Raw genomic sequence first — 21851 nt, 5'->3', positions numbered from 1 at the left:
GATCGGGCATGCTTCGGGCGGTAAGCTTCAAATCGGTGAAGATCACCAAATGGGAGTACGGATCGCGCCATGCTCAACACGCTCGAACAGGGTCGCGCGGCGTATCGCCGTCGCGCGTGGAGTGAGGCCTATGGGGCACTCTCGCTTGCGGATCAAGCCCGGCCGCTCGATCACGACGACCTCGAGCTGCTGGGGACCTGTGCCTACTTGACCGGTCGCGACCAGGATTTCCAGAGAGTCCTGGAGCGGGCACATCACCTGAACCTGTCCGCCGGCAACCAGGCACGAGCGGCACGCGCGGCATTCTGGTTGGCCCTGACAGCTCTCCTCCGGGGCGACAAGGGGATCGCGACCGGATGGCTCTCGCGCGCGGGACGATTGATCGAATCACGCGACTGCGTGGAGCAGGGGTACTTGCTGCTGCCGCTCGCCGAGCAGCATCTCGCCGAACGCAACGGCGCCGCCGCCCACGCCGCCGCGAGCCGCGCCGCCGCCGTTGGTCAGCGTTTTGGCGATGCTGATCTGGTTGCTTGCGCCCGTCACCTGCAGGGACGTGCTCTCCTCGACAAAGGAACGGTCAATGCTGGCCTCGCGTTGCTCGACGAGGCGATGCTTGCGGCAATGACCGGAGAACTATCGCCCATCTTCACCGGTTTGATCTATTGCAGCGTGCTCGACGCCTGCCAGAAAGTGTGCGCTCTGAGCCGTGCTCGCGAGTGGACCGCCGCGCTCTCCAAATGGTGCGAGCAGCAGCCGGACATGCTGGCGTTCACGGGCACGTGTCTGGTTCACCGAGCCGAGATCCTGGAGTTCGAAGGAGCCTGGCCGGACGCACTGTCGGAAGCCACCCGCGCTTGTGAGCGTCGCGCGCCGACCGACCGACAACCGCCTGCCGCAGCGTTCTACTTGCAAGGTGAGATTCTTCGGTTGCAAGGCAACGTTCCCGCGGCCGAAGAGGCGTACCGCAACGCAAGTCGGTGGGGATGCGAACCGCAACCCGGACTGGCGCTGCTCCTCATGGCCCAGGGGCGGTGGGACGCTGCGTGCGCGACGATTCGCCGCGTCGTAGACGCGACGACCGATCCATTCGAGCGGGCGAAGCTGCTACCCGCCTACATCGAAATCATGCTGTCCGGGTCTGCAGTAAAGGAGGCCAGCTCCGCATGTGCTGAGTTGGAGGAGCTCGCCGAGACCATCGACACAGACGTCCTGCACGCGCTCGCCGCGCATGCCCGCGGTGCCGTCGAGTTGGCCGACGGCGATGCCCGGACAGCGATCGCCCCTCTACGTCGCGCGTTCCAAATGTGGCAGCAGCTCGGGGTGCCGTACGCCGCTGCTCGCGTTCGCGTGCTTCTCGGAGGAGTGTGCCTGTCGCTGGGCGACGCCGAGACAGCTGGACTCGAGCTTGGTGCCGCCAGGGCGGTCTTCCACCAGCTCGGGGCCTTACCCGATCTCGTCCGGCTCGATGCAATCGAGAAACAGACACGCAACCATCGGCCCTTGCTGACGTCCCGCGAGCTTCAGGTGCTTCGGCTGATCGCCGCCGGGAAAACCAACAAAGGCATCGCGTGCGAACTGTCGCTGAGCGAGCGGACAATCGACCGACACGTGAGCAACATCCTCACCAAGCTCGGCGTTCCCTCGCGTGCGGCCGCCACCGCCTACGCCTACGACCACAAGCTCTTTTGATCGCCGACAGTCCTGGCGCAAATTACCCACCCGAGGAATCGGGCGGAGTTGGGTGATTTCGCCGAAGCACCACGGCGGGCATGGTGGCAGATTTGGTCGGTAGAGGAACGACAGCGCGGACCACATCCGGCAGTGTCGTTCGTGCTACCGATTTAGAAAGGAGGATTGCCATGAGTACCAGTGTCGACATCGTCCGCAACGTTTACGACCTCTTCCGTAGTGGCGACATCCAGGGTGTCCTCGCCAATTTTGGAAACGACTGCGAGGTCGAGTTCTTGGGTGCCAACAACATCCCGTTCGCCGGTAAGTACATGGGAGCCCGAGGTATGGGCGAAGCGCTTCAGAAATTCGCCGACACCTGCGAGATTATCGAGTTCGGTCCCGACGAATTCCACGCGGACGGCGACTTCGTGACCGTTCTTGCCCACGAACACTGCCGTTGCAAAGCGACCGGACGCGAGTGGCGGACGCGCCTGGTCGAGACGTTCGTCGTACGCGAGGGCAAGATCCGGAACTTCCTCTGCATGTACGACACGGCCCGGGTCGCCGCAGCCTACCCCCAGGGCGCGACCGCAACGTAGGAAATGTAATGGCTGGAGATCTTCCACTCTAGAACTCAACCGGACTCGCGCAGAAGACTGGTGGCTGCCCGGAACGCCGGGAGATCGTGGCCCGATGGAATGGTCTCAACGAGGTCCGCGAGCTGCTCCCGCAGCGCCTGATCGGGAAATCGACTGGCCAAGGAGTGCAGCGCTCGAAGCTCCAGCCAGCCCGCCCCTTGAGCGCTGCCGATCTCGATGGCACGGCGCAGAGAAGCGGCGGCGGTTTCGCTTTCTCCGCTGCGATAAGCCAGCTCACCGTCGACTCGCCACAGCTCGGCCTCGAGATAGCGCTGGTTGCAGCGGTGTGACCACAAGAGCGCCTCGCGTGTGGCGGCTCGTCCCTGGTGGAACTCGCCGAGCATGCCGCGAGCGCGGGCGAGGAGAAGGAGTGTGTAGGTCAGGTGGAGGGTCTCCCCTTCGGCACGCGAGCGCGCCGCCGACCGCACGATCTTCTCGATGCCCTCAGCCGATCCCTCGCACACGTCCAGCCAGCCCCGAAGCGCCTCCAGGACGGCCATGAGGTAGCGCTCCGAAAGACGCTTCCACAGAAGGTCGGCCTCCGCGAGCAGCTCGGCGAGGCGGGAGAGATCTTCGGATTCGGCCGCGAGGATCGCCGCGTAAGTGATGACGTACGCCAACGTCATCAGATGATCGAGATCCACCGCGATCTCAAGTGCAGATCGAGCTGTGTGGCCGGCCCTGCCGGCATCTCCGGCCCACAGCTCGACGAGGGCCAGCCGTACCAGGCAAACCGCCTTCGGGTCCTGGGCGTACAACGCCAGATGCTCGTCGCGACGGGACACGTCATAGGCTTCGATAGCGCCATCGAGATGGTGGCGGGCTCCGGCCAGATCGCCCCGCCAGAACGCGCTCACGCCGAGGAGATATCGGCCCTCTGTCCTGGCGATCGGATCATGACTCTCATGCTCGAGAAGGGCCCGGGCGAGTTCATCGCAATCGTCGAAGCGGCAGCCCTGCAGCCGGGCGAGGCCGAGACCACGCAGGATCGGCGGCGCCACGGGTCTGTGAAGCTTGCGGCATAGCGAAAGGGCTCGCTCGTAGAGTTGGTGCGCACCCTTGGAGCCGTAGCCGTCGAGGGCAACAAGCGGGGATCCGAGGGCGATCCGGATATCGAGCTCGAGCGCGTCGCGGTCGGGTGACGGTGGCAGGTCGGCGAGCAGTGCGAGCGCTCGCTGAAACATGGTGACCGCTTCTTCGAGGGCCGACACGGCCACCGCTCGGCGCCCCGCCACGCGGTAGGCATCGATGGCCGCATCCACCATGCCGGCCTGGTCGTAGTGTGCGGCCAGCTGCGGGCTGGCCGCGTCGATGTCGCCGTGGGGCTCGACCGCAATCGCCTCGGCGACAGCCCGGTGGAGTTGGCGTCGACGAGCCGGGCTGAGCATCTCCAGCGCGACCGCACGAAGCTTGTCGTGACTGAAATCGTACGTGAGCCCCTGATCGCGGATGATCCGTCGACGCCAGAGTTCGTCGACGTGATCGATGAGATCGCGCTCATCGATGCCAGTGGTCGAGACCATCAGGCCGACCGAGAAGGGCCGGCCGATGACGGCCGCCACTTCGGCCAGTCGCCGAGCGCCGTCAGTGAGTTGGCCCAGCCGGGCGCGCAGCACCGCCCGCATCGTCTGTGTGAGCACGGCTTGACTTCCATCAGAGGAGATCCCGGCCCGAAGAGCCTCGATGACAAAGAGTGGATTGCCTTCGGTCTCGCTCCACAGTCGTGCCGCCAGCTTCGGATCGATCGTGTCCTCGGCGCGCAGCCGGGCAGCGAGCGTCGCCGTGGTCGCTTCGTCGAGTCGGTCGAGTGGCACTGTCGTCACTGCCTGGTCGTGGCCCAACGCGTCGACGAGTCCAACGAGGGGATGATGCTGTGGGATCTCCTCCGAGCGGACAGAACCGACGATGAGGACCGGTGCCGTCTGTCGGGAACGGATGATGAAACCGATCAACTCGATGGTCTCGGCGTCACACCACTGCAGATCGTCGATGATCAGCAGGCGCGGGCGGTCGCCGACGACGATGGCTCGGGTCACGGCATCGAACAACCGATGGCGCTGAGCCGGGTCGCCCGACGGGCTCCGTTCAGAGGGCTCCGAAACGTCGCGGAGCTCGGGCAGGAGACGAGCGAGCTCGGCACTCCAAACCGTGTCGAGCGTGTCGATGTCGCTTCGCAGAGCATCCGATCGGAGCAGGTCGACGACGGGACCCCACGGCAGTCTGCCCGCAGCCTCGTACGCACGAGCCGATGCCACCACGTGTCCCTCTGCTCGAACTCGGCGGCCGAGTTCCAGTGCGAGACGGGACTTTCCGATCCCCGGTTCCCCGGTCACCAACAAGAGATGTGCGCGACCCTGCCGCGCGGTGTTCCATGCCTCGTAGAGCTGGTTCCACTCGAGGTCGCGGCCGACGAAAGGCGATTCGGCGACGGGTAGGTCCTTGCCCTGCACTTCGTCACGGTTGAGTGTGCCAGCCCGCAGCGCTCGGACCATGGCCCCGATCGCCTCGCCCGGTGCCACCGCGAGATCGCGCTCGAGCACCTCCGCGTACCGATGGTAGGAGCGCAGCGCCGCGGCTCTATCGCCGAGCGCGAGATGTGCTTCCATCTGAATTCGAACGGCCGCTTCGTCGGTCGGCTCCAGGTCGATGATGCGTTGGGCATGCCTGATCGCGGCGTTGTGGTCGTCGCGCCTGGCAGCCTCTTCTGTCAGCCGCACGAGGGCCCCATACGCCTGCGCTCGAAGTTTCGCTCGCTCATCCAGAACCCAGTCGTCATAACAAGCCGGAAGGAGATCGCCCGAATAGAGGCGCGCGGCGAGCTCGAAATCACCGGCCGCCATGGCATCCTGGAACCTCAGCACGTCGACCTCGCCCGGTCCACTCGGAATCCACCGCACAGTCTCGTTGTCGATCTCGACGAACTTACCGATGTCGGGAAGGGAATGACGGAAGTCGTGCAGCAGCTTTCTGAGGTTGGTGCGCGCCTGACGTTCGTCGGAGTCTGGCCAGAGCTCGAACGCGAGTCGTGAGCGCTGCTGCGCGTCTCTGCGTAACGCGATCAACCCCAGAAACCGTTGCAAGCGAAGAGAGTTGAAGGCGCGAAGACGCCGGCCGTCCAGGATGATCTCGACTGCACCAAGAAGTCGGACCTGTAACCGCGTCGGCCGTTCGCCACCGACCCCGCTCGTGTCACCCGGCATATGGCTCCTCGTGTGGCGGTCCAGCTTTGAAAGCAGCGCCAGTTCGATCCTTTGAACAGCAGACACAGGGTCGGCCCTCCATGCCTGCCGGCATCGCAAGGCGCGAACGACCGCTTCGGAGATTTTGTCACTGCGCTCGGTCACCGAGCGACGTCTGCTGTACCTTGGGACCGGTCGTTGGCGACACGATTTTCTTGCTGGGTGAGCGACCGGAAGTGGCCGACTGCCGTCCCAATGCAGTCAGCACTGGTGACAGATTTTGGCACCAGCGTGAATGGCCAGCCGGCACCGCTGGGTCCAGCAGGTCGTCCTTCAGTGGCGCTCAGCGAGCCGGTCCAAGGTGTCCAGATCCTCGGCGGTCAGGACGAGCGCCGCACCTGCGAGGTTCTCCCCGAGATGCACGATCGAGGACGTGCCCGGAATGAGCAGCACGTTCGGCGAGCGGCGCAGCAGCCACGCGAGGGCGACCTGCATAGGCGTCGCGCCGAGCCGCGCGGCCACGTCGCTCAGCGCGCTCGACTGCAGCGGCGTGAACCCACCCAGCGGGAAGTAGGGCACATAGGCCGTGCCGCTGGCGGCGAGCTGGTCTATCAAGGCGTCGTCGTCGCGGTGCACGAGGTTGTAGTGGTTCTGCACGCAGACGATCTGCGTGATCGTGCGGCCCTGCGCGATCTGCGCGGGCGTGACGTTGCTCAGGCCGATGTGGCGGATCAGTCCGCGGTGCTGCAGTTCGGCCAGCGCACTCAGTGGCGCCTCGATCGATCCTTCGGCCGGGCCATGGACGTCGAACATGGCGCGCAGGTTCACGACCTCGAGTACGTCCAGGCCGAGGTTGCGCAGATTGTCGTGCACCGCGCGTTCCAGGTCGCGGGCGGAAAAGGCTGGGTTCCACGATCCGTCGTCCCCACGCACGGCGCCGACCTTGGTGACGATGACCAGGTCGTCGCGATAGGGATGCAGCGCCTCGCGGATCAGCTGGTTGGTGACGTGCGGCCCATAGAAGTCGCTGGTGTCGAGATGGTTGACGCCCTGGGCCAGGGCCTCGCGCAGTACTGCGAGTGCGGCGTTGCGGTCCTTGGGCGGGCCGAAGACGCCGGGACCGGCGAGTTGCATGGCGCCGTAGCCCAGGCGATTGACGGTGCGATGGCCCACGCGGTAGGTGCCTGCGATGTGGATGTCGATCATGGAGCAAGTCCTTCAAAATAGTGGAATGCCTCGAATCTAGGATTGCGGGCACTGCGCGACAATCCATCGCAATCTGCACAGGCCGTGCGGAAATCTGGACAGTCGATGGACGATCTCGCAGACCTCAACGCCTTCCTGGCGGTCGCCCGCGAGGGCGGATTCCGCGGCGCCGCGCGCGTGGCCGGCACCAGCGCATCGCGCATGAGCGACGCGGTCCGCCGGCTCGAAGCCCGGCTGGGCGTTCGGCTGCTCCATCGCACCACGCGCACCGTCGCGCCGACGGAGGCCGGAGCGCGCCTGCTGGAGCGGCTCACGCCGGCGCTCGGCGAGGTGCGCGCGGCGCTGGACGCGGTCAACGGGTTCCGCGACCGGCCGGCCGGTCGCCTGCGGCTGAATGTGCCGGTGAGCGCCGCGCGGCTCGTGCTGCCACGGATCGTGCCGCCCTTCCTGGCGAAATACCCGGACATCTGCCTCGAGGTGGTCGCGGAGGACCGCTTCGTCGATGTGCTGGCCGAAGGCTGCGACGCGGGCATCCGCTACGAGGAACGGCTCGAGCAGGACATGGTCGCCGTTCCGATCGGCCCGCGTGTGCAGCGCTTCGCGGCCGCTGCCTCGCCGGCCTACCTCACCCGCTGTGGCCGCCCCGCGCATCCACGCGAGCTGCTCGAACACGCCTGCCTACGCGGGCGCTTCGCAAGCGGGGCGATGAACGCGTGGGAATTCGAACGCGACGGCGAGTCAGTCAAGGTCGATCCGAAGGGGCCGTTGATCGTCGGCATTGGCGCGACCACCGACCTCGCGGTGGACGCGGCCGTGGCCGGCAGCGGGATCGTCTACCTGTTCGAGGACTGGCTGCGTCCCTACGTCGACCGCGGCGAACTGGAGCCCGTGCTCGAACGCTGGTGGCCGAGCTTCTCAGGACCCTTTCTCTATTTCCCCGGCCGCCAGCACCTGCCGGCGCCGCTGCGTGCCTTCGTTGACTTCGCCAGGGCGATGCAGCCCTGGACCTGAGCCTGCGGGCTGCGCCGCCGAAGGGCCTGGCCGCATCCTGCCACATGCGCGTCATCGCCGGCGGGGGCAAACCGACCGCCTCAACCGCCCTGTGGGACAGCAGCTCAAGGGGAACGGTTCTGTTCGGCGCCTCGGTCGCCTTATGAACAGCGTTGCACGTCAGCTTGCAATATAGCTACGCTGTATGTATAATATATATACACGAGACCCATCCGCGGAGCCGCCATGCCTGCCACCACCAGCCATCAGCCACTTAAGCTGAATTTCAAAGACGACACGCTGACTACCGTGTCGAGAGACGCGCTGCGGGCGCTGGCCAAAAAATTGGGCTTCAACGAAACCCAAACCGTCCTGTACGCACTCGCTAGACTGCGAGACGAGGTTTTCTTCGAACAGGACACTGAGAAATTGATGCCACTCACCAAGACACAGCACCAAGCCATCGCGAAGGCCGAACCAAAAAGGAGAGGTAAGGTCATCGACTCGCTGCTGTGAGCAGGAACTACTGGAAACCGCGGCCCAAACTCGGCGACATTGTTGAGTGCAGCTTTCCGCAGGAAATGGGCGTGCCAGGCCCCAAGAACCGCCCGGCCTTAGTGCTTCAAGTCGAAGAGGCGACCGATGACCCGGCCGGTTCTGTTGTGGTAGTCGCATACGCCACATCCCAGAACACCACAGCGGTGTACCCGGGAGAGTTCGTCATTGAGGCCAGCGCAAAAACGGGCTTAACCAAGGCAACCAAGTTTGACCTGGTCAATCATCACCGGCTTTCCTTTGATGACGCCTGGTTCGCGCCCGCGCCCGGCAAGACGCCAAGATACCCTCGGCGCGGGCGGCTTGACCTTCAGGATGCCATAGTGAAGCGCAAGCTTCAATCAGCAATCATGGAAGCCAGGAATCAACCCAAGAGCTTCTGAGATGTCTATCGCATCTTTGTAAGTCAGCGTCGGCTCAGCACCCTCTTGACGGCAACTCCCGTCTGATCGAGACGGCGCTCAGATGTCGAGCACGTGGCGCAGCATGTGGAACGGCACGCGCCACGATTGGCCGTTTCCGGTGTCGACAGTGGCCGTTCGTTGGTTGATGCGAACGACGGTGCCCACTTGGGGTTGGAGGTACTTGTCGTCGAACGAGACCTTCTCGCCGCCGCGGAAGTCGCTGCGGGAGGCTTTGATCGGCGGCGGCGTCGCCGGTGCTGCTGCCGCTGTCGCTTGCGGGGTCACGAGCGGCGGTTCGATAGCCGTATAGGGCAGCTTCCACTCGCGCCGCGTGCCTTCTTCATGCAGCGTGACCTGCGTGTCCTTCATCGCCACGACCTTGCCGTTGCGCATCTGACCGTCGCGCCAGTCGAGGAAGCGCACGGTCTGTCCCAGGTTCATGTTCGTGCGCACGGCGATGATCCGGCGCGGATCGGCCAGCAGGCGCTCGATGATGGTGCTCAGCTGGAACAGCTCCAGGCTGCTCGCGCGGTTGAGCGCATCGATCAGCTTCGGGTCGGTGCCTTGCAGGATCACTCTCGTCTTCCTTCGTTGCGCAGCCTGGTGGCGTGGTTCAGGCTGCCAGTCGTTGCTCAACGTGGTGCCCGCCGATGTTCCACGGCAGCAACTCGTCGATGCGGTTGATCGGATGATCGGCAATGCGTGCGAGCACGTCGCGCAGATACCCCTGCGGATCGAGCCCGTTCAGCTTCGCCGTTTATGCCGCCCGCGGAACTATGCCGAGCGGGCTCGTTTGCCCCAGGTTTCTCCGTAGCCGGCCTGTGATCGGTTCGGCATAGTTCATCGTGTGCTCCGTCCACAACAACGGAGAACAAGATGATCATTGCGGAAGAGTACTTGAACAGGAGCCGGCTGTTCCGGCGCCTCAAGAGCGGCGCTCACGGACAGCTCGTTGAGCTTTACGCGGCGCGTCTCGTCGAGGTCGGGCTCGCTGGCCACGGCACTTGGCGCTGCCTCAACGTGGTCGGCGATCTCCTGGCTTGGATGGCAAGCCGCCGGACCAGGCTGACCAACCTCGATGAGCGCGTGGTGGAGCGCTACCTGCTGCACCGAGGAGGCAAGCAGACCATCCAGCCGGGCGACCGGGCAGCGCTGAAGCGGTGGCTGTTGATTCTGCGCACCGCCGGCACGATCGCGCCGGCGGCGCTACCAGCGAACACCCCGCAAGAGCAGATCTTTGCCGAGTTCAGCGACTGCGACTATCTGCGAAGCGAGCGCGGTCTGGCAGCGAGGACTATCGTGCGCCATCTGCCTGCGATCCGCCGGTTCCTGCGTGAGGTTTGCCCCGCCGGCGCTACCGACCTCGGCAAGATCCGCCAGGAGGAGGTGATCCACTATATCGAGCGTCACGCCCAAGATTGGAGCCCGAGCTCCGGCAAGGGCGCCGCCTTGCCCCGGAACGACGCCGCCCCGAGGGGCTCGACCGGAATGCGTCCACCGAGTGCCATGCAGGTTGCCGGGTCGATCAGGATCGTCCGCTTCGCAAGCTTGGTGTGCGCCTCGAGCCGCGCGGCAAGGTTCACCGTGTCGCCGATGCAGGTGTAGGTCGCGCGCTGCTGCGTGCCGGTGTAGCCCGCCACCATTTCGCCGCTGGCGATTCCCACGCCGATGCGGATCGCAGGCTTGTCCGCAGCGATGCGCTCTGTGTTCAGCAGCTCGATCATCTCGACCATGTCGAGCGCCGCGCGCACCGCGGCCGCGCTGTGGTCGGGCGGCGGCAGCGGCAGCGGGGCGCCGAAGATGGTCATCAGCCCGTCGCCGTCCAGCGGCGACCTGCGCTGAAAGCGAAAAAGCCACACGGTCGCCTCTGGGACCGCTTCGAGTTTTTCAACAGAATTCTGCGGCGAGCTGACGATCGACAGCCCCCACTTCTACGGCGGTGCGGCGTAGTCGACAATGGGCCGCCCTCCGCAACCCCTGGAGTCACTCATGTCGCCGATCAGAAGCCTCGTCTGCGCCGCGCTGCTCGCCACCGCAACGCTCCTGTCGGCCTGTGCCACGCATGGCGCGGCAACGAGCCCGGCGACGACGAGCGTAGAGGCGAAAGCGTCTCCTGCGCTCGTGCCGTTTGCGTCCGATGAAGGCCTGGCACGTCTTGGCCGCTCGGGCGCAAAGATTGATTTCGCGGCGCTCGCCAACCAATTTGAAGCCCAGTACAACGGCACTTTCTGCGGGCCCACCTCGGCCGCGATCGTGCTCAACGCCGTGCACAGCAGCAGTGCCGACCTGCCACGCGACCACACGCGGCTGCGCAAGGACGATGTGCAGTTCATGCGAGCCGGCGCCGATCCGATCGTCCCGCGGTTCACGCAGGACAGCGTGATCGACAGGGGCCCCAAGACACGTGCGCAGGTGCTTGGCGAGCCGATCACCATTGGCGGCAAGCAGGTCAAGGATTTCGGCTACCAGCTGCGCCAGTTTGACGCAATGCTGCGCGCAAACGCGCTCGTCACCAGAGTTGTCGTCGTTGACGATGCGCTTTCCGAGCAGGCCATCCGCGCTGACCTGGCAAACAACCTCGCGCGCGGCGGCGACTACGTGATCGTGAACTACAGGCGTGAGGCCGTGGGCCAGAAGGGGGGTGGCCACATCTCGCCGCTCGGCGCCTACGACGCTGCGTCAGACTCGTTTCTCGTGCTCGATGTCAACCCGGCTGTAGCGGGCTGGGTCTGGATGCCGACGGCCACGCTGGTGAAAGGCATGCGCACTTTCGACACGGTGGAGAACCGTGGCTACGTGCTGGTCCACGCGCCATAAGCCCTCGGGCAACGCGAAGAAGTGTCGCTAGCTCATGTCCGTGCGTCAGGTGGCTCAGTCGCCATTTTCTGGCACCAGTGGCCGCGGTCCCCGCTCGCGCATTGACCAACCCACCGGCACGGTTCCCTGCCTGCCGCTCTGTGACCAGCTCGATCGCCATCGCCTCTGCGGCAGACGAGCCCGCCATCTCGTGGGCACTTGTCGCGCCCCCCGACAACGATCGCCAGCGACTGCACCGGCGCCCTTGCCTTGATGCAGCTCATGAAATATCGGATCGACCGCGCCTAGACTGCGCGCAGACCTCCGCCGCGCGGCGCGGGATGGCCCAGGAGCCGAATTTGCTGACCGCTTACATCACTCACCCCGACTGCGCACGCCATGAGATGGGCGCCGGCCATCCGGAATGTCCGGAACGGCTTTCGGCCATCCACGACCGGCTTCTGATCAGCGGTCTGCTCGACTACATGGTCCCGTACGACGCTCCGCTCGCCACCGATGATCAACTGGGGCGGGCACACTCGCTCGCCCATGTGCGCGAACTTGCTGCGGCTTCGCCGGACGAAGGGCATCACCAGGTTGACCCCGACACCAGCATGAACCGATACACCATACAGGCTGCACGGCGCGCGGCGGGCGCCTCGGTTCTGGCTTGCGACCTGGTTCTTTCGGGCAAGGCGCCCGCGGCGTTCTGTTGCGTCCGGCCCCCGGGCCATCATGCCGGGCGCGCCGCCGCCATGGGCTTCTGCTTCTTCAACAACGTGGCCGTCGGCATTCGGCACGCGCTCGATGTGCACGGCCTGCAGCGCGTGGCGCTGATCGACTTCGACGTCCACCATGGCAATGGCAGCGCCGACATCTTCAAGGGCGACGAGCGTGTGCTCATGTGTTCCATATTCGAAAAAGGGATCTATCCTTTCTCGGGCGAGGAAGACGAGGGTCCGAACATGATCAACGTCGGCCTGCATTCGCGCTCGGGCAGCGACGCTTTCCGCGCAGCGGTCATCCACCAATGGCTGCCGGCGCTCGAGGCCTTCGCCCCCGAGCTCATCTACATCTCCGCCGGCTTCGATGGCCACCGGGAGGACGACATGGGAAATCTGGCGCTGGTGGAAGGCGACTACACATGGGTGACGCAGCAGATCATGGCCGTCGCGCAGCGCCACTGCCGGGGCCGGGTCATCTCCTGTCTCGAAGGCGGCTATGCACTGAGCGCGCTGGCGCGCAGTGCCGCGGCGCATGTCAAGGTCCTGATGGGTGCAGACTAAGGTCATGGACATGCACTACCTCACGCCGCTGCTGGCGCCGGGCTCAGTCGTTGTCTTCGCGGGCCACGCCGAAGACCCGGTAGGCCAGACTTCGCACGCCCGGGCCGTGCGCGAAGCGCTTCGCGCAGACCGGTTCAACGGAACGCTGCAGTTTCTGGACGTCCGCACCAGCGGCACGCTGGGGGATCTGGCGCAGACGCGCTCCGATCTCGCGATCATCGCGCTGCCCCCTCAGGAGATCGCCTCTGCGCTGGAGGTCGTCGGCCGCATCGGCTGCCGCGCCGCGCTCGTCATCTCCAACGGCATCGCCGCCGAGCAGGCTGCGCAGCTGCGAAAGATCGCGCGCCGCGACGGCGTTCACCTCCTCGGTCCGAATTCGCTCGGCTTTCAGCGCCCCCTGTTGACGCTCAATGCCAGCACGGCCGGCCCGCTGGCCAAGGCCGGCCCGCTCGCGCTGGTGTCGCAGTCGGGCGCCCTGACGGCATCGATGCTCGATTGGGCGCGCGAGAACGCGGTCGGGTTCTCCAGCGTCGTTTCGCTCGGCCGCCATACGGCGGTGGACATCGCCCAGGTGCTGGACTTCCTGGCCAACGATGCCGCCACCCACAGCATCATCGTCTACCTCGAAGGGATCTCCAGCGCACGTCGCTTCATGAGCGCCCTGCGGTCGGCCTCGCATGCCAAGCCGGTGGTGGTGCTCAAGGCCGGTCGCAAGCCCGCCGGCAACGAAGCTGCGCACACGCACAGTGGCTCGACCGTCGGCAGCGACGATGTCTTCGACGCTGCGCTGCGACGCGCCGGTGCGGTGCGGGTGCGCTCGTTCGTCGAACTGTTCTCGGCCGCCAAATGCCTGGCCTCGCGCTATCGCCCGGTCGGCCGGCGCCTGGCCATCGTCACCAATGGCGGCGGCCCGGGTGTTCTGGCGGCGGACTGGGTCAACGAGATCGGCCTGCAACTCGGCAAGCTGTCACCCGACTCGCTCAAGACGCTGCAGCCCCGGCTGCCCGCGTCGGCTTCGCTCACCGATCTGATCGACCTTTCGGAGGAAGCCGAGCCGGCGCACTTCCGGGCCGCGGTCGATGCGGCCGCCGCCGACCCGCAGATCGACGGCGTCCTGGCAATCTTCTCGCCCAAGACAGGGGCCGATGCGGTCGCGGTGGCGCGCGTGCTGGCCGACATCCCGCGGCCGATGAGCAAACCGCTGCTGTCATGCTGGATGGGCGACGCCTCGGTCGGCCCCGCGCGTGCGGTGCTGGGGGAGGCCACCATCCCGAGCTTCCGCACGCCGGAAGCGGCGGTTGGCGCATTCGGCAACATCGCGGCTTTCTATCGGAACCAGGCGCTACTCCAGCAGACCCCGCCGCCGCTGTCGGCGCTTGCCAAGCCGGATATCGAGGGTGCGCGGCTGCTGATCGAGAGCGTGCTGGCAGAACGGCGCAAGGTACTGACCGAGATGGAGTCGAAGACCTTGCTGTCTTCCTTCCATATCCCGATCACCCGCACCTTGCTGGCGCGCAGCGCCAACGAAGCGATGATGATCGCCGCCCAGCTGGGCTTCCCCGTCGCGCTCAAGATCGATTCGCCCGACATCAGCCACAAGTCAGATGTGGAGGGCGTGGCGCTGAACGTCATGAACGGCGCCGGTGCACGCGACACGTACAGCGACATGATGGAACGCGTGGCGCGCCTGGCGCCCGACGCGCGCATCAACGGCGTGACCGTTCAGAAGATGGCCACGGCCCGGCGCGGGCGCGAAATCCACGTGGGCCTGGTGACGGACGATCCCTTCGGCCCCGTCATCGTGTTCGGCGCAGGCGGCACCATGATCGAGCTGCTGGACGACCGTGCCATGGAGCTGCCGCCGCTCAACCAGTTCCTGGCGCGCCGGCTGATCGAACGCTCGCGGGTCGCCGAAACCCTGCACGAATGGCGCGGGGCCGCAGCCGTGGACATGGAGGCGCTGGAACAGGTGCTGCTGCGGGTTTCCGAGATGGTGTGCGAACTTCCCGAACTGCGGGAGATGGACATCAACCCGATCATCGTCGACGAAACGGGCGCAGTGGCGGTCGATGCTCGCATCGTCGTCGACAGCACGCCGCAAGGCGCGAGCGGCCTCATCAACAGCTACCAGCACCTGGCCATCCTGCCCTACCCTGCGCGCTACCAACGCGAGTGGCCTTTGCCCGGTGGGAGCACCTACACCGTGCGAGCCGTTCATCCCGACGACGCGCAGATGCTTCAAGCCCTGGTGCAGCAGCTCTCACCCGAAAGCCGCTGGTTCCGGTTTGTCTCGCGCTTCCACGAGTTGCCGCCGTCCATGCTTTCGCGCTTCACCTTGATCGACTACGACCGCGAGATGGCGCTGGTCGCAGTGGTGCGGGAGCGTGGCGTCGCGGACGATGGCGCGGTCCTCGAGACCGAACGCATCGTGGGCGTGTCGCGCTACATCACCAATCCAGATCAATCGAGTTGCGAGTTCTCGTTGGTGGTTGCAGACGACTACAGCGGCAAGGGACTGGGATCACGCCTGTTGGAGGCAATCATCGATGTGGCCCGCGACAAGGGCCTTTCGGAGATCGATGGGCTGGTGCTGAGCAACAACGCCGACATGCTGAAGCTCGTGAAGAGGTTGGGTTTTTCGATCAAGTCCTTTGCCGAAGATCCGGACTTCAAACTGGTGAGTCGGGCCTTGTGACTCGATCTCGCTGAGCTTCAATGCGCCGACGGCTGCTGCGGCTCGGACCGAACGGGGTTGCGCGGAGCTCTGTGATCGCGTCTGCGCGTTGCCGTTTGCAGGATCGAATCGCGAGTTCCGCAGATGCAAGGCAGTTCGCGCGCCGTCACGCCGACCGAAGGCGGCTTTGCAGTGCGAGAGCAGTCAATCGCCTCTGGTCTGCGAATCACCGACCCGGCCAGGAAAGAGTCCTTCAGGACCGGCTCCTTCCCGGCGAACCCCGCCCGAGGGAGGACTGCGCGGCGAATCGCGTGTGCGCCGGTACGTGCATGCTCGGATCGCCGGGCAAGATTTGCGGACGGATGGCCCGACTTGATTCACGTCGCGCTTCGATCATTGACGCTCCTTCAACGAACATTGAAAGAGGCCATCATGCAAAGCGCCCCCTCCGCGAACCATTACTCGAAGGTCATCGCGAATTCCAAACGCGTCCGCTGGGACATCGACAACGACGTCATCCGTCGCCGGCGATTCGATCTCGAAAAGACGTTCCTGCCCGCCGGCCTGTCTCTGGTGAACGAGCTGGATTTCATGACGTCCGATGACCGGCGCCTGCTGAGCCAGGTGCAGGGTCGAAGCTACGCCTACATCTTCGGCCTGGTGGAGCGTTTCATCGGCGCCAAGGTGCTCGAGATCAGCCGGCAGCACGCGCTCGGCAACCAGGTGGCCCTGGAGGCCCTGGTCCGCATGGCCGACGAGGAGCTGAAGCACCAGGAGCTGTTCCGGCGCATGGAAACGATGATGGCCGCCGCCATGCCGGCGGGATACGTGGCAACGGCCGAACCCAACGCCGTCGCGACAGCCGTGCTGAGCAAGAGCACCTGGTCGGTCCTTGCGCTGACACTGGACATCGAGCTCTTCACGTTGGCCCACTATCGCGCCAGCATCGAGCCGCAGGACGACCTGTGCGAGCTGTGGAAAGACGTCTTCCTGGCCCACTGGAAAGAGGAGTCGCAGCACGCGGTGCTGGACGAGCTCGAGTTCCTTCGCGAGGACGCGCGCCTGAACGCCGCCGAACGCGACGCGGCCGTCGGCGACCTGATCGACCTGGTCGTGGCGGTCGACGGCATTCTCCTGGCTCAGGCGCGCGCCGATGCGACCTACTTCGAGTCGATCGCGGGCAAGCGCTACGCCGATGCGCAACGCACCGTCATCGGCGAGGGGATCCTGAAGGCGTATCGCTGGCAGTACATCGTGTCGGGCGTGACGGAGCCGCGCTTTCAGAAGGTCTTCTTCCGCGTTCTCGATGACAGGCAGGCTGCCCGGGTGAGGGATGCGCTCCAGCCGCTGCTCTATGCGGTGCCCGCCCGATCGCCCGCGCTGCCCCGCCAGTAGGGCATCGCCATGCCCACCAGGGCATGCAAGTGGAGGCCGAGAACATGCTGCCCGAGCTGATGCTGCTGGGTTTCGCCGCCTGGACCCTGGTCCTCCTGCTCGCCACCGTGGGCGCCTACCGATTGAGCCGGGTCCTTCGTGGTCGGGCGGGAATGAGCGAATTCAGGGCCGACCATGTCGAGGGGCAGGACTGGTACCTGCGCTCGATGCGCGCACATGCGAACTGCGTCGAGAACCTGCCGGCTTTCGCAGTGCTGGTCTATGCATTGCGCACCTTCGGCATCGCCGATCCGACGGTGGATCCCCTGTGCGTCGTCATCCTGGCGGCGCGGATCCCCCAGTCGCTGGTCCACGTCTGCTTCGCCCAGACGGATCGAGTCGTGTCGGTGCGCTTCGCATTCTTTCTTGTTCAGTTCCTCAGCTTCTGCGTGCTGATCGCACTGATCGTTTTCCGTCGTTGACCTCAGTCGGACTCTGAAGGCTGTTCTCGCGGCGCCAGGATGCCGGGGGCATGCCGAACTCGCGCTTGAAGGCGCGGCTGAAGGCGGCATCGGTTTCGTAGCCGACTTCCAGCGCGATATGCATCATGCTCAAGGCGTTGCGCCGCAGCAGGTTCGACGCGAGCGCCATGCGCCACTTGCCGAGATATTGGATAGGGGGCTGTCCGACATAGTGGGTAAATTTCTCGGCGAGAACCGAGCGCGATGTTCCGGCCTCGCGCGCAAGGCTTTCGAGCGTCCATGGATACGCCGGCTTCTCGTGCATGAGGGCGAGGCATTTACCGACGACGCGATCACGCAAGCCCGCGAACCAACCAGTCTGGCCCTCGGACATCTGGGAGATGTACCGGCGCAATGTCTCGACCACCAGCACCTCGGACAACTTGGCCAGCACGCCTTCGCCACCGGGTTGCGTGGAAGTGGCCTCCGCCACCGCATAAACGAAGGAACGCTCCACCCAGTCGGTCTTTTCGTCCCTCCTGAGGCTGACCGTCAGCACTCTGGGCAGCGTTGCCAGGACCGGCCGACACAGGATGGGATCGCATGACAGATAGCCGCAGATGAAGCGGGTTGGCTCGCCGCCGCCGCCCAGCTGCAGTTCGTCGGGCCTCTCGCGCAACAGCGCTCGCACATCGAGCAGCGGCCCGGGCTCGTCCATCCCGGACGAGGCCATCGTGTGGGCATCGCCATGCGGAAACAGGATGATGTCTCCGGCTTGCAGGTGAAGCGGCGGCATGCCGTCGAGTTTCACGGTGCACGAACCGTCCACAAAGAGATGGTAGAAGAGCAGACGCTGGGATCCCGCGTTGACCTGCTTGGCCACCGCCTCCGCTTCCGGGGAAGCAAAACACCATGGTGCGGTGAATCTGGCGTTGAAGAAGATCGCGCTGTTGAACTGCAGGATCTTCAAGACCTCGGACAAGGCATCCATATCGACTTCGCCTCCGCAGGAGCGTCGCCATTTGACCACTTTCACCCGCGCTTCGCGGAGTCCAATTTCAACGAGCTCGGCATCGCGGCCCCGAGGTAGTTGGCGCCGACCGGCATGAAGACCACCAGCGCCCACAGAAAAACCGCGGCCTTGACGAGCTGCGCCCTACGCATGGACCGGATCGGCGGCACGCGACAAGTGCGAAAGAGGACGCAGGAACACGACCCCGGCCGCGGTCATCATCGGAAAGGCGATCGCGCTCAGCACCGCGTATTCGTTGCGCCGCGCCGGGCCGGCGGGAACCCAAGGCGCATCGCCGAGCGAGGGATGGCACACCAGCACGTCGCCCGTGCGGCAACAGTCGATCCACTGCTGCAGCCGCCCGCGGTAGACGTCGGAAGTGCCCGTGAAATCGTAGACGCCGAGCAAGGCGCGACTGGTCGGGATGCCTCGGCGCGCCGCGAGCGCGAGCAGCCTCGCGCCGCCGAGCGCGAAGACGATGTCGGCCTTGGTCTTCGCGAAGCGTCGCGGTGCGGCCGGCGCCGTGCTGCGGACCCATGGCGCCTCCGTGCCGTAGCGGCTCGCGATCTCCTCGGTCAGCACATCGCTCACCACCGGCAGTTGATGGACATGCCGGTGCCCGTCCACGAAGGCAGGCGGACGGCCGAGCCCGTCTTCGAAGCGCGCCAGCTGGTCCCTGATCTCGGCCCGCACGGCCGAAGGGCGAAGCAGGCGCAGATGGCTTCGGACAATCAATCCGCCCAGCCCAGGCTCGGACTGCCGGCCTTCTGGCGGAGGGCTCAGATCGAGATGGAGTCCGACCTCGATGCAGGACGGCTCGATGCCGCGCAGGCCGCGCAGGCCCACGGCCCATGCATCGCGGCGAACCATGCAGGAGATGGCGGAAATCTTGTGTCGCCCCGCCAGTTCGAGCACAGCCGAGTTGATGCCCTCGGTCATGCCGAAGTCGTCGGCACAGACGCAAAGGTATCGAAGTGCATGTTCAGTCATTGCGGCGCGGCGGCTCCGGGTTCGTCAAGGCAGCGCCGGTCGCGCGTTGCGCTTCCGGCAAATCGCCACACGGCCGCCTCCCTGCTCACGGCGACCAGGCGGGCCTGCGCCAGCCATGGGTGGGCCAGCACGGCGTTGGACGGCCCGATCAGCCAGGTGGCGCGAGGCACGCACAGCGCATCATGAAGACGGAAGGTGTCGACCAGCAGCGTCGACCCGCGTTCGGGCTCGAAGCGGGCGGCGTCGTGGAGTTCCTTGCGCCAATCGTCGCGCCGCTCCACGACGGCCGGCGTCCAGTCGGTCGCAACCATGACCGGTTGTCGCAGTGCCCAGTTGAAGGGCAGTTCGTAGTAGTAGGCATCGAGCATCAGCACCTGGTCGCCCGGCGCCACGGCAACACCTGCGGGAAGGCGCAGGCGATGGCCGGGCTGCACGACATACACACCCACGAAGGCGATGGATGCCAGGCAAAGAAGGCCGGACAGCGCGGCCGTCCAGCCCAAGGGCCGCGACAGCGGGCCCGGGCCCTTCATCGCGGCCGGCACGGCCCGCGCGATCAGGTACGCCAACGGCGGCAAAGCGGGCAGCACATACCCGATCAGCTTGGAGCGCGGGATGGAAAAGAACAGGACGATGCAGACGCACCAGATCAGCATGAGCCAGTCCACGTCGGACAGCAGCGTCCTGCCGTCTCGCGCGCCGCGGCGGGCCAGCGCCAGCCAGCCGATCCACGGCAGCGACAGCCCCGCGATCACCGGCAGGTAGAACCAGAACGGGTGCTCGTTGTTGAAGCCCGAGGCGGCGAAGCGCCTGAAATGCTGCGTCACGACGAAGTAGTCGAAGAAGGCCGGATAGCGCATCTGCATCACCACGAACCAGGGGCCGGCGGTCGTCAGGAACAAGGCCCACCCGGGCGGCCAGGCCATCAGCCAGGCGGCACGGGTTCGGCGCGTTGCCACGCACCAGGCAAGGAAGACCGCGCCGGGCAGCACCATGCCGATCAGGCCCTTGGCGAGCACGCCGAGCGCTGCAAAGAAGAAGGCGCCGGCCAGCGCCCCGCGCCATGCCTCGCCCTGCGCCTTGGACAAGCTCGCATGCGCCGCCAGCAGCACAGTGGCGCTGATGCAGCCCGCCACCAGCATGTCGAGGTTGGCGAACTGCGCTGCGACATAGAAGAAGGGCATCGTGACCAGCACCAGCACGGAAAGCTTCGCGCTCGCCGCATCCGCCCAGCGGCGCAGGAACAGCAGCAGGCCGAGCGCCGCGACGGCCGCGCCGAGGATCGAAGGCAGCCGTGCCGGCCATTCGGAGGGGCCCAGCACCGCCATCGCCGCGGCGCCGATCCAGTAGAAGAGCGGCGGCTTGTGAAAGAAGGGTAAGCCGTCGAGCCGCGGCACCAGCCAGTCGCCGCTGCGCAGCATCTCGAAAGCCACGCCTGCGTAGCGCCCTTCGTCGGGCGCCATCAACGGCCGGAACCCGGCCGTGACCGCCAACCACAGGACGAAGGCCGCGAGGCCGGCAGCGGCGTGCAGAAGGGCCCTGGAGTCACGGGACAGCCTCATGACTGCTGCCCGTCCAGGCCGTGGCCCAGATCCTTCTTCACCACGTAGAGCGGCCGTCCCTTCACTTCCTCGAAGATGCGCGCGACGTATTCGCCGACGATGCCGGTCGAGATCATCTGGATGCCGATGAAGAACATCAGGCTCACCACGATCGTCGTCCAGCCCGAGACGGCATTGCCTATCAGCAGGTGTTCGACGACCAGGTAAATGCCGTAGGCGAAAGCCGGTACGGCCAGCATGAGACCGACCACGCTGACCACCCGCAGGGGCCAGGTGGTGAACGAGGTCAACCCGTCGACGGCAAGATTGAACAGGCGCATCGCGTTGAAGCTGCTCTCTCCCTGCCCCCGCGGGCCGGGCGTGTAGGGCAACGCGACCGCATTGAAACCGACCCAGGCATACAGACCTTTCATGAAGCGGGTGCGCTCCGGCAGGCTCAGCAAGGCGTCCACCACCTTGCGGTCCATCAGGCGGAAGTCTCCGGCGTCCCGGGGCAGTTCGAAGCGATGGGACGAATTCACCAGCTTGTAGAACAGGCTTGCGCCCCAGCGCTTGAGCCTGTGCTCGTCGCTGCGCTCCTGCCGCACCGTGTAGACCACGTCGGCGCCGCCCTGCCACCGGGCCAGCATGTCTGCAATCAGCGACGGCGAATGCTGCAAGTCGCCGTCGAGCACGACGACGGCGTCGCCGCAGGCCGCCTCCAGCCCGGCGGTGAGCGCGGCTTCCTTGCCGAAGTTGCGCGACAGGCTGATGCACCGGAAGCCCGAGAGCTGGCACCAACCCTCGGCCACCGCGACCGTGCCGTCGGTGCTGCCATCGTCGACCACGATGATTTCCCAGGCCAGATGCGTGGCCCACAAGGCCTCTTCGAGCCTCGCAAGCAGTTCGTTGAGATTGCCTGCCTCGTTGAAACAGGGGATCACGCAGGAGATGCTGCGACCCGTCGGCACACGCACCCGGCGCTCGCCGCGCGCGGTGCTCTCGTCTTGCTGGGGACGCTCGATGTCGAGAATGTCCCCCGTCGTCTGCACGGGGCCGTTCATGGCGCGTCTC

Annotated in this window: 19 protein-coding genes and 1 pseudogene; 10 read left to right on the top strand and 10 right to left on the bottom strand. The window is 65.8% G+C overall.

Annotation, left to right across the window (positions count from 1 at the left end):
* Positions 1 to 69: 69 nt before the first annotated feature.
* Together ACSQ9I_RS33215 and ACSQ9I_RS33210 are read left to right on the top strand one after the other, a co-directional pair.
* Entirely contained in the window at positions 70 to 1689 is a 1620-nt protein-coding gene (locus ACSQ9I_RS33215; RefSeq protein WP_436293110.1) for a LuxR C-terminal-related transcriptional regulator, read from the top strand.
* Positions 1690 to 1859: 170 nt separating this feature from the next.
* Positions 1860 to 2270, top strand: coding sequence for a nuclear transport factor 2 family protein (locus tag ACSQ9I_RS33210; protein ID WP_436293111.1), 411 nt, complete (start codon positions 1860 to 1862; stop codon positions 2268 to 2270).
* A 35-nt stretch (positions 2271 to 2305) separates the two neighbouring features.
* Here the strand turns inward: ACSQ9I_RS33210 and ACSQ9I_RS33205 are convergent, their stop codons facing one another.
* Entirely contained in the window at positions 2306 to 5653 is a 3348-nt protein-coding gene (locus tag ACSQ9I_RS33205) for an ATP-binding protein (protein ID WP_436316266.1), read from the bottom strand.
* A gap of 168 nt (positions 5654 to 5821) precedes the next feature.
* Positions 5822 to 6694 (bottom strand): aldo/keto reductase family oxidoreductase, encoded by an 873-nt coding sequence (locus ACSQ9I_RS33200; protein ID WP_436316265.1) that lies wholly within the window; start codon positions 6692 to 6694, stop codon positions 5822 to 5824.
* Between the two features lie 105 nt (positions 6695 to 6799).
* On the opposite strand from ACSQ9I_RS33200, the gene ACSQ9I_RS33195 reads away from it, so the two are divergent.
* From ACSQ9I_RS33195 to ACSQ9I_RS33185, 3 genes are all read left to right on the top strand, one after another.
* A complete protein-coding gene (locus ACSQ9I_RS33195) occupies positions 6800 to 7705 on the top strand; it encodes a LysR family transcriptional regulator (RefSeq protein WP_436316264.1) in 906 nt (301 codons plus the stop codon).
* Positions 7706 to 7930: 225 nt separating this feature from the next.
* Positions 7931 to 8200, top strand: coding sequence for a hypothetical protein (locus tag ACSQ9I_RS33190; protein ID WP_436316263.1), 270 nt, complete (start codon positions 7931 to 7933; stop codon positions 8198 to 8200).
* Positions 8197 to 8622 (top strand): type II toxin-antitoxin system PemK/MazF family toxin, encoded by a 426-nt coding sequence (locus ACSQ9I_RS33185; protein WP_093110896.1) that lies wholly within the window; start codon positions 8197 to 8199, stop codon positions 8620 to 8622. Before ACSQ9I_RS33190 ends, ACSQ9I_RS33185 begins: the two co-directional genes overlap by 4 nt.
* A gap of 78 nt (positions 8623 to 8700) precedes the next feature.
* Here ACSQ9I_RS33185 and ACSQ9I_RS33180 read toward each other — a convergent pair whose 3' ends face one another.
* The 3 genes and pseudogenes from ACSQ9I_RS33180 to ACSQ9I_RS33170 form a co-directional block, all read right to left on the bottom strand.
* Positions 8701 to 9219, bottom strand: coding sequence for a hypothetical protein (locus ACSQ9I_RS33180; protein WP_436316262.1), 519 nt, complete (start codon positions 9217 to 9219; stop codon positions 8701 to 8703).
* Between the two features lie 37 nt (positions 9220 to 9256).
* Positions 9257 to 9400, bottom strand: a pseudogene (locus tag ACSQ9I_RS33175) (transposase domain-containing protein); the annotation flags it as partial.
* Between the two features lie 649 nt (positions 9401 to 10049).
* Complete coding sequence (locus ACSQ9I_RS33170) at positions 10050 to 10451, bottom strand: adenylate/guanylate cyclase domain-containing protein (RefSeq protein ID WP_436316261.1); 402 nt, start codon at positions 10449 to 10451, stop codon at positions 10050 to 10052.
* Between the two features lie 181 nt (positions 10452 to 10632).
* Here ACSQ9I_RS33170 and ACSQ9I_RS33165 point away from each other — a divergent pair, with 181 nt between their 5' ends.
* From ACSQ9I_RS33165 to ACSQ9I_RS33145, 5 genes are all read left to right on the top strand, one after another.
* Entirely contained in the window at positions 10633 to 11460 is an 828-nt protein-coding gene (locus tag ACSQ9I_RS33165; RefSeq protein WP_436316260.1) for a phytochelatin synthase family protein, read from the top strand.
* A gap of 338 nt (positions 11461 to 11798) precedes the next feature.
* Complete coding sequence (locus ACSQ9I_RS33160; protein WP_436317096.1) at positions 11799 to 12725, top strand: histone deacetylase family protein; 927 nt, start codon at positions 11799 to 11801, stop codon at positions 12723 to 12725.
* Positions 12726 to 12729: 4 nt separating this feature from the next.
* Positions 12730 to 15420 carry a bifunctional acetate--CoA ligase family protein/GNAT family N-acetyltransferase gene (locus tag ACSQ9I_RS33155; protein ID WP_436316259.1) on the top strand — a complete coding sequence of 897 codons (2691 nt, stop codon included), beginning with the start codon at positions 12730 to 12732 and terminating at the stop codon, positions 15418 to 15420.
* Positions 15421 to 15831: 411 nt separating this feature from the next.
* On the top strand, positions 15832 to 16794 hold the full coding sequence (locus ACSQ9I_RS33150; RefSeq protein ID WP_436316258.1) for a hypothetical protein: 963 nt from the start codon (positions 15832 to 15834) through the stop codon (positions 16792 to 16794).
* Between the two features lie 44 nt (positions 16795 to 16838).
* Complete coding sequence (locus ACSQ9I_RS33145) at positions 16839 to 17255, top strand: MAPEG family protein (protein WP_436316256.1); 417 nt, start codon at positions 16839 to 16841, stop codon at positions 17253 to 17255.
* Here ACSQ9I_RS33145 and ACSQ9I_RS33140 read toward each other — a convergent pair.
* From ACSQ9I_RS33140 to ACSQ9I_RS33120, 5 genes are read right to left on the bottom strand one after another with little or no spacing between them, the layout of a single operon-like run.
* Positions 17212 to 18225, bottom strand: a complete 1014-nt coding sequence (locus ACSQ9I_RS33140; RefSeq protein WP_093110500.1) for an AraC family transcriptional regulator — start codon at positions 18223 to 18225, stop codon at positions 17212 to 17214. The two genes, ACSQ9I_RS33145 and ACSQ9I_RS33140, sit on opposite strands and share 44 nt — an antisense overlap.
* Positions 18226 to 18266: 41 nt before the next feature.
* The gene (locus ACSQ9I_RS33135) at positions 18267 to 18398 is read right to left on the bottom strand and encodes a hypothetical protein (RefSeq protein ID WP_436316255.1); all 132 of its coding nucleotides are present in this window, start codon (positions 18396 to 18398) and stop codon (positions 18267 to 18269) included.
* A complete protein-coding gene (locus tag ACSQ9I_RS33130) occupies positions 18391 to 19236 on the bottom strand; it encodes a ChbG/HpnK family deacetylase (RefSeq protein ID WP_436316254.1) in 846 nt (281 codons plus the stop codon). Before ACSQ9I_RS33130 ends, ACSQ9I_RS33135 begins: the two co-directional genes overlap by 8 nt.
* Complete coding sequence (locus tag ACSQ9I_RS33125) at positions 19233 to 20798, bottom strand: glycosyltransferase family 39 protein (RefSeq protein WP_436316253.1); 1566 nt, start codon at positions 20796 to 20798, stop codon at positions 19233 to 19235. The genes ACSQ9I_RS33130 and ACSQ9I_RS33125 overlap by 4 nt, the downstream gene beginning before the upstream one ends.
* Positions 20795 to 21841: a glycosyltransferase family 2 protein gene (locus ACSQ9I_RS33120; protein WP_093110503.1), complete on the bottom strand. Its 1047-nt coding sequence runs from the start codon at positions 21839 to 21841 to the stop codon at positions 20795 to 20797. The genes ACSQ9I_RS33125 and ACSQ9I_RS33120 overlap by 4 nt, the downstream gene beginning before the upstream one ends.
* Between the last annotated feature and the right edge of the window lie 10 nt (positions 21842 to 21851).

The sequence above is a fragment of the Variovorax sp. LjRoot84 genome (genome assembly GCF_964254305.1).
GTDB lineage: Bacteria > Pseudomonadota > Gammaproteobacteria > Burkholderiales > Burkholderiaceae_C > Variovorax.
This window is presented reverse-complemented; position numbering and strand designations above follow the sequence as displayed.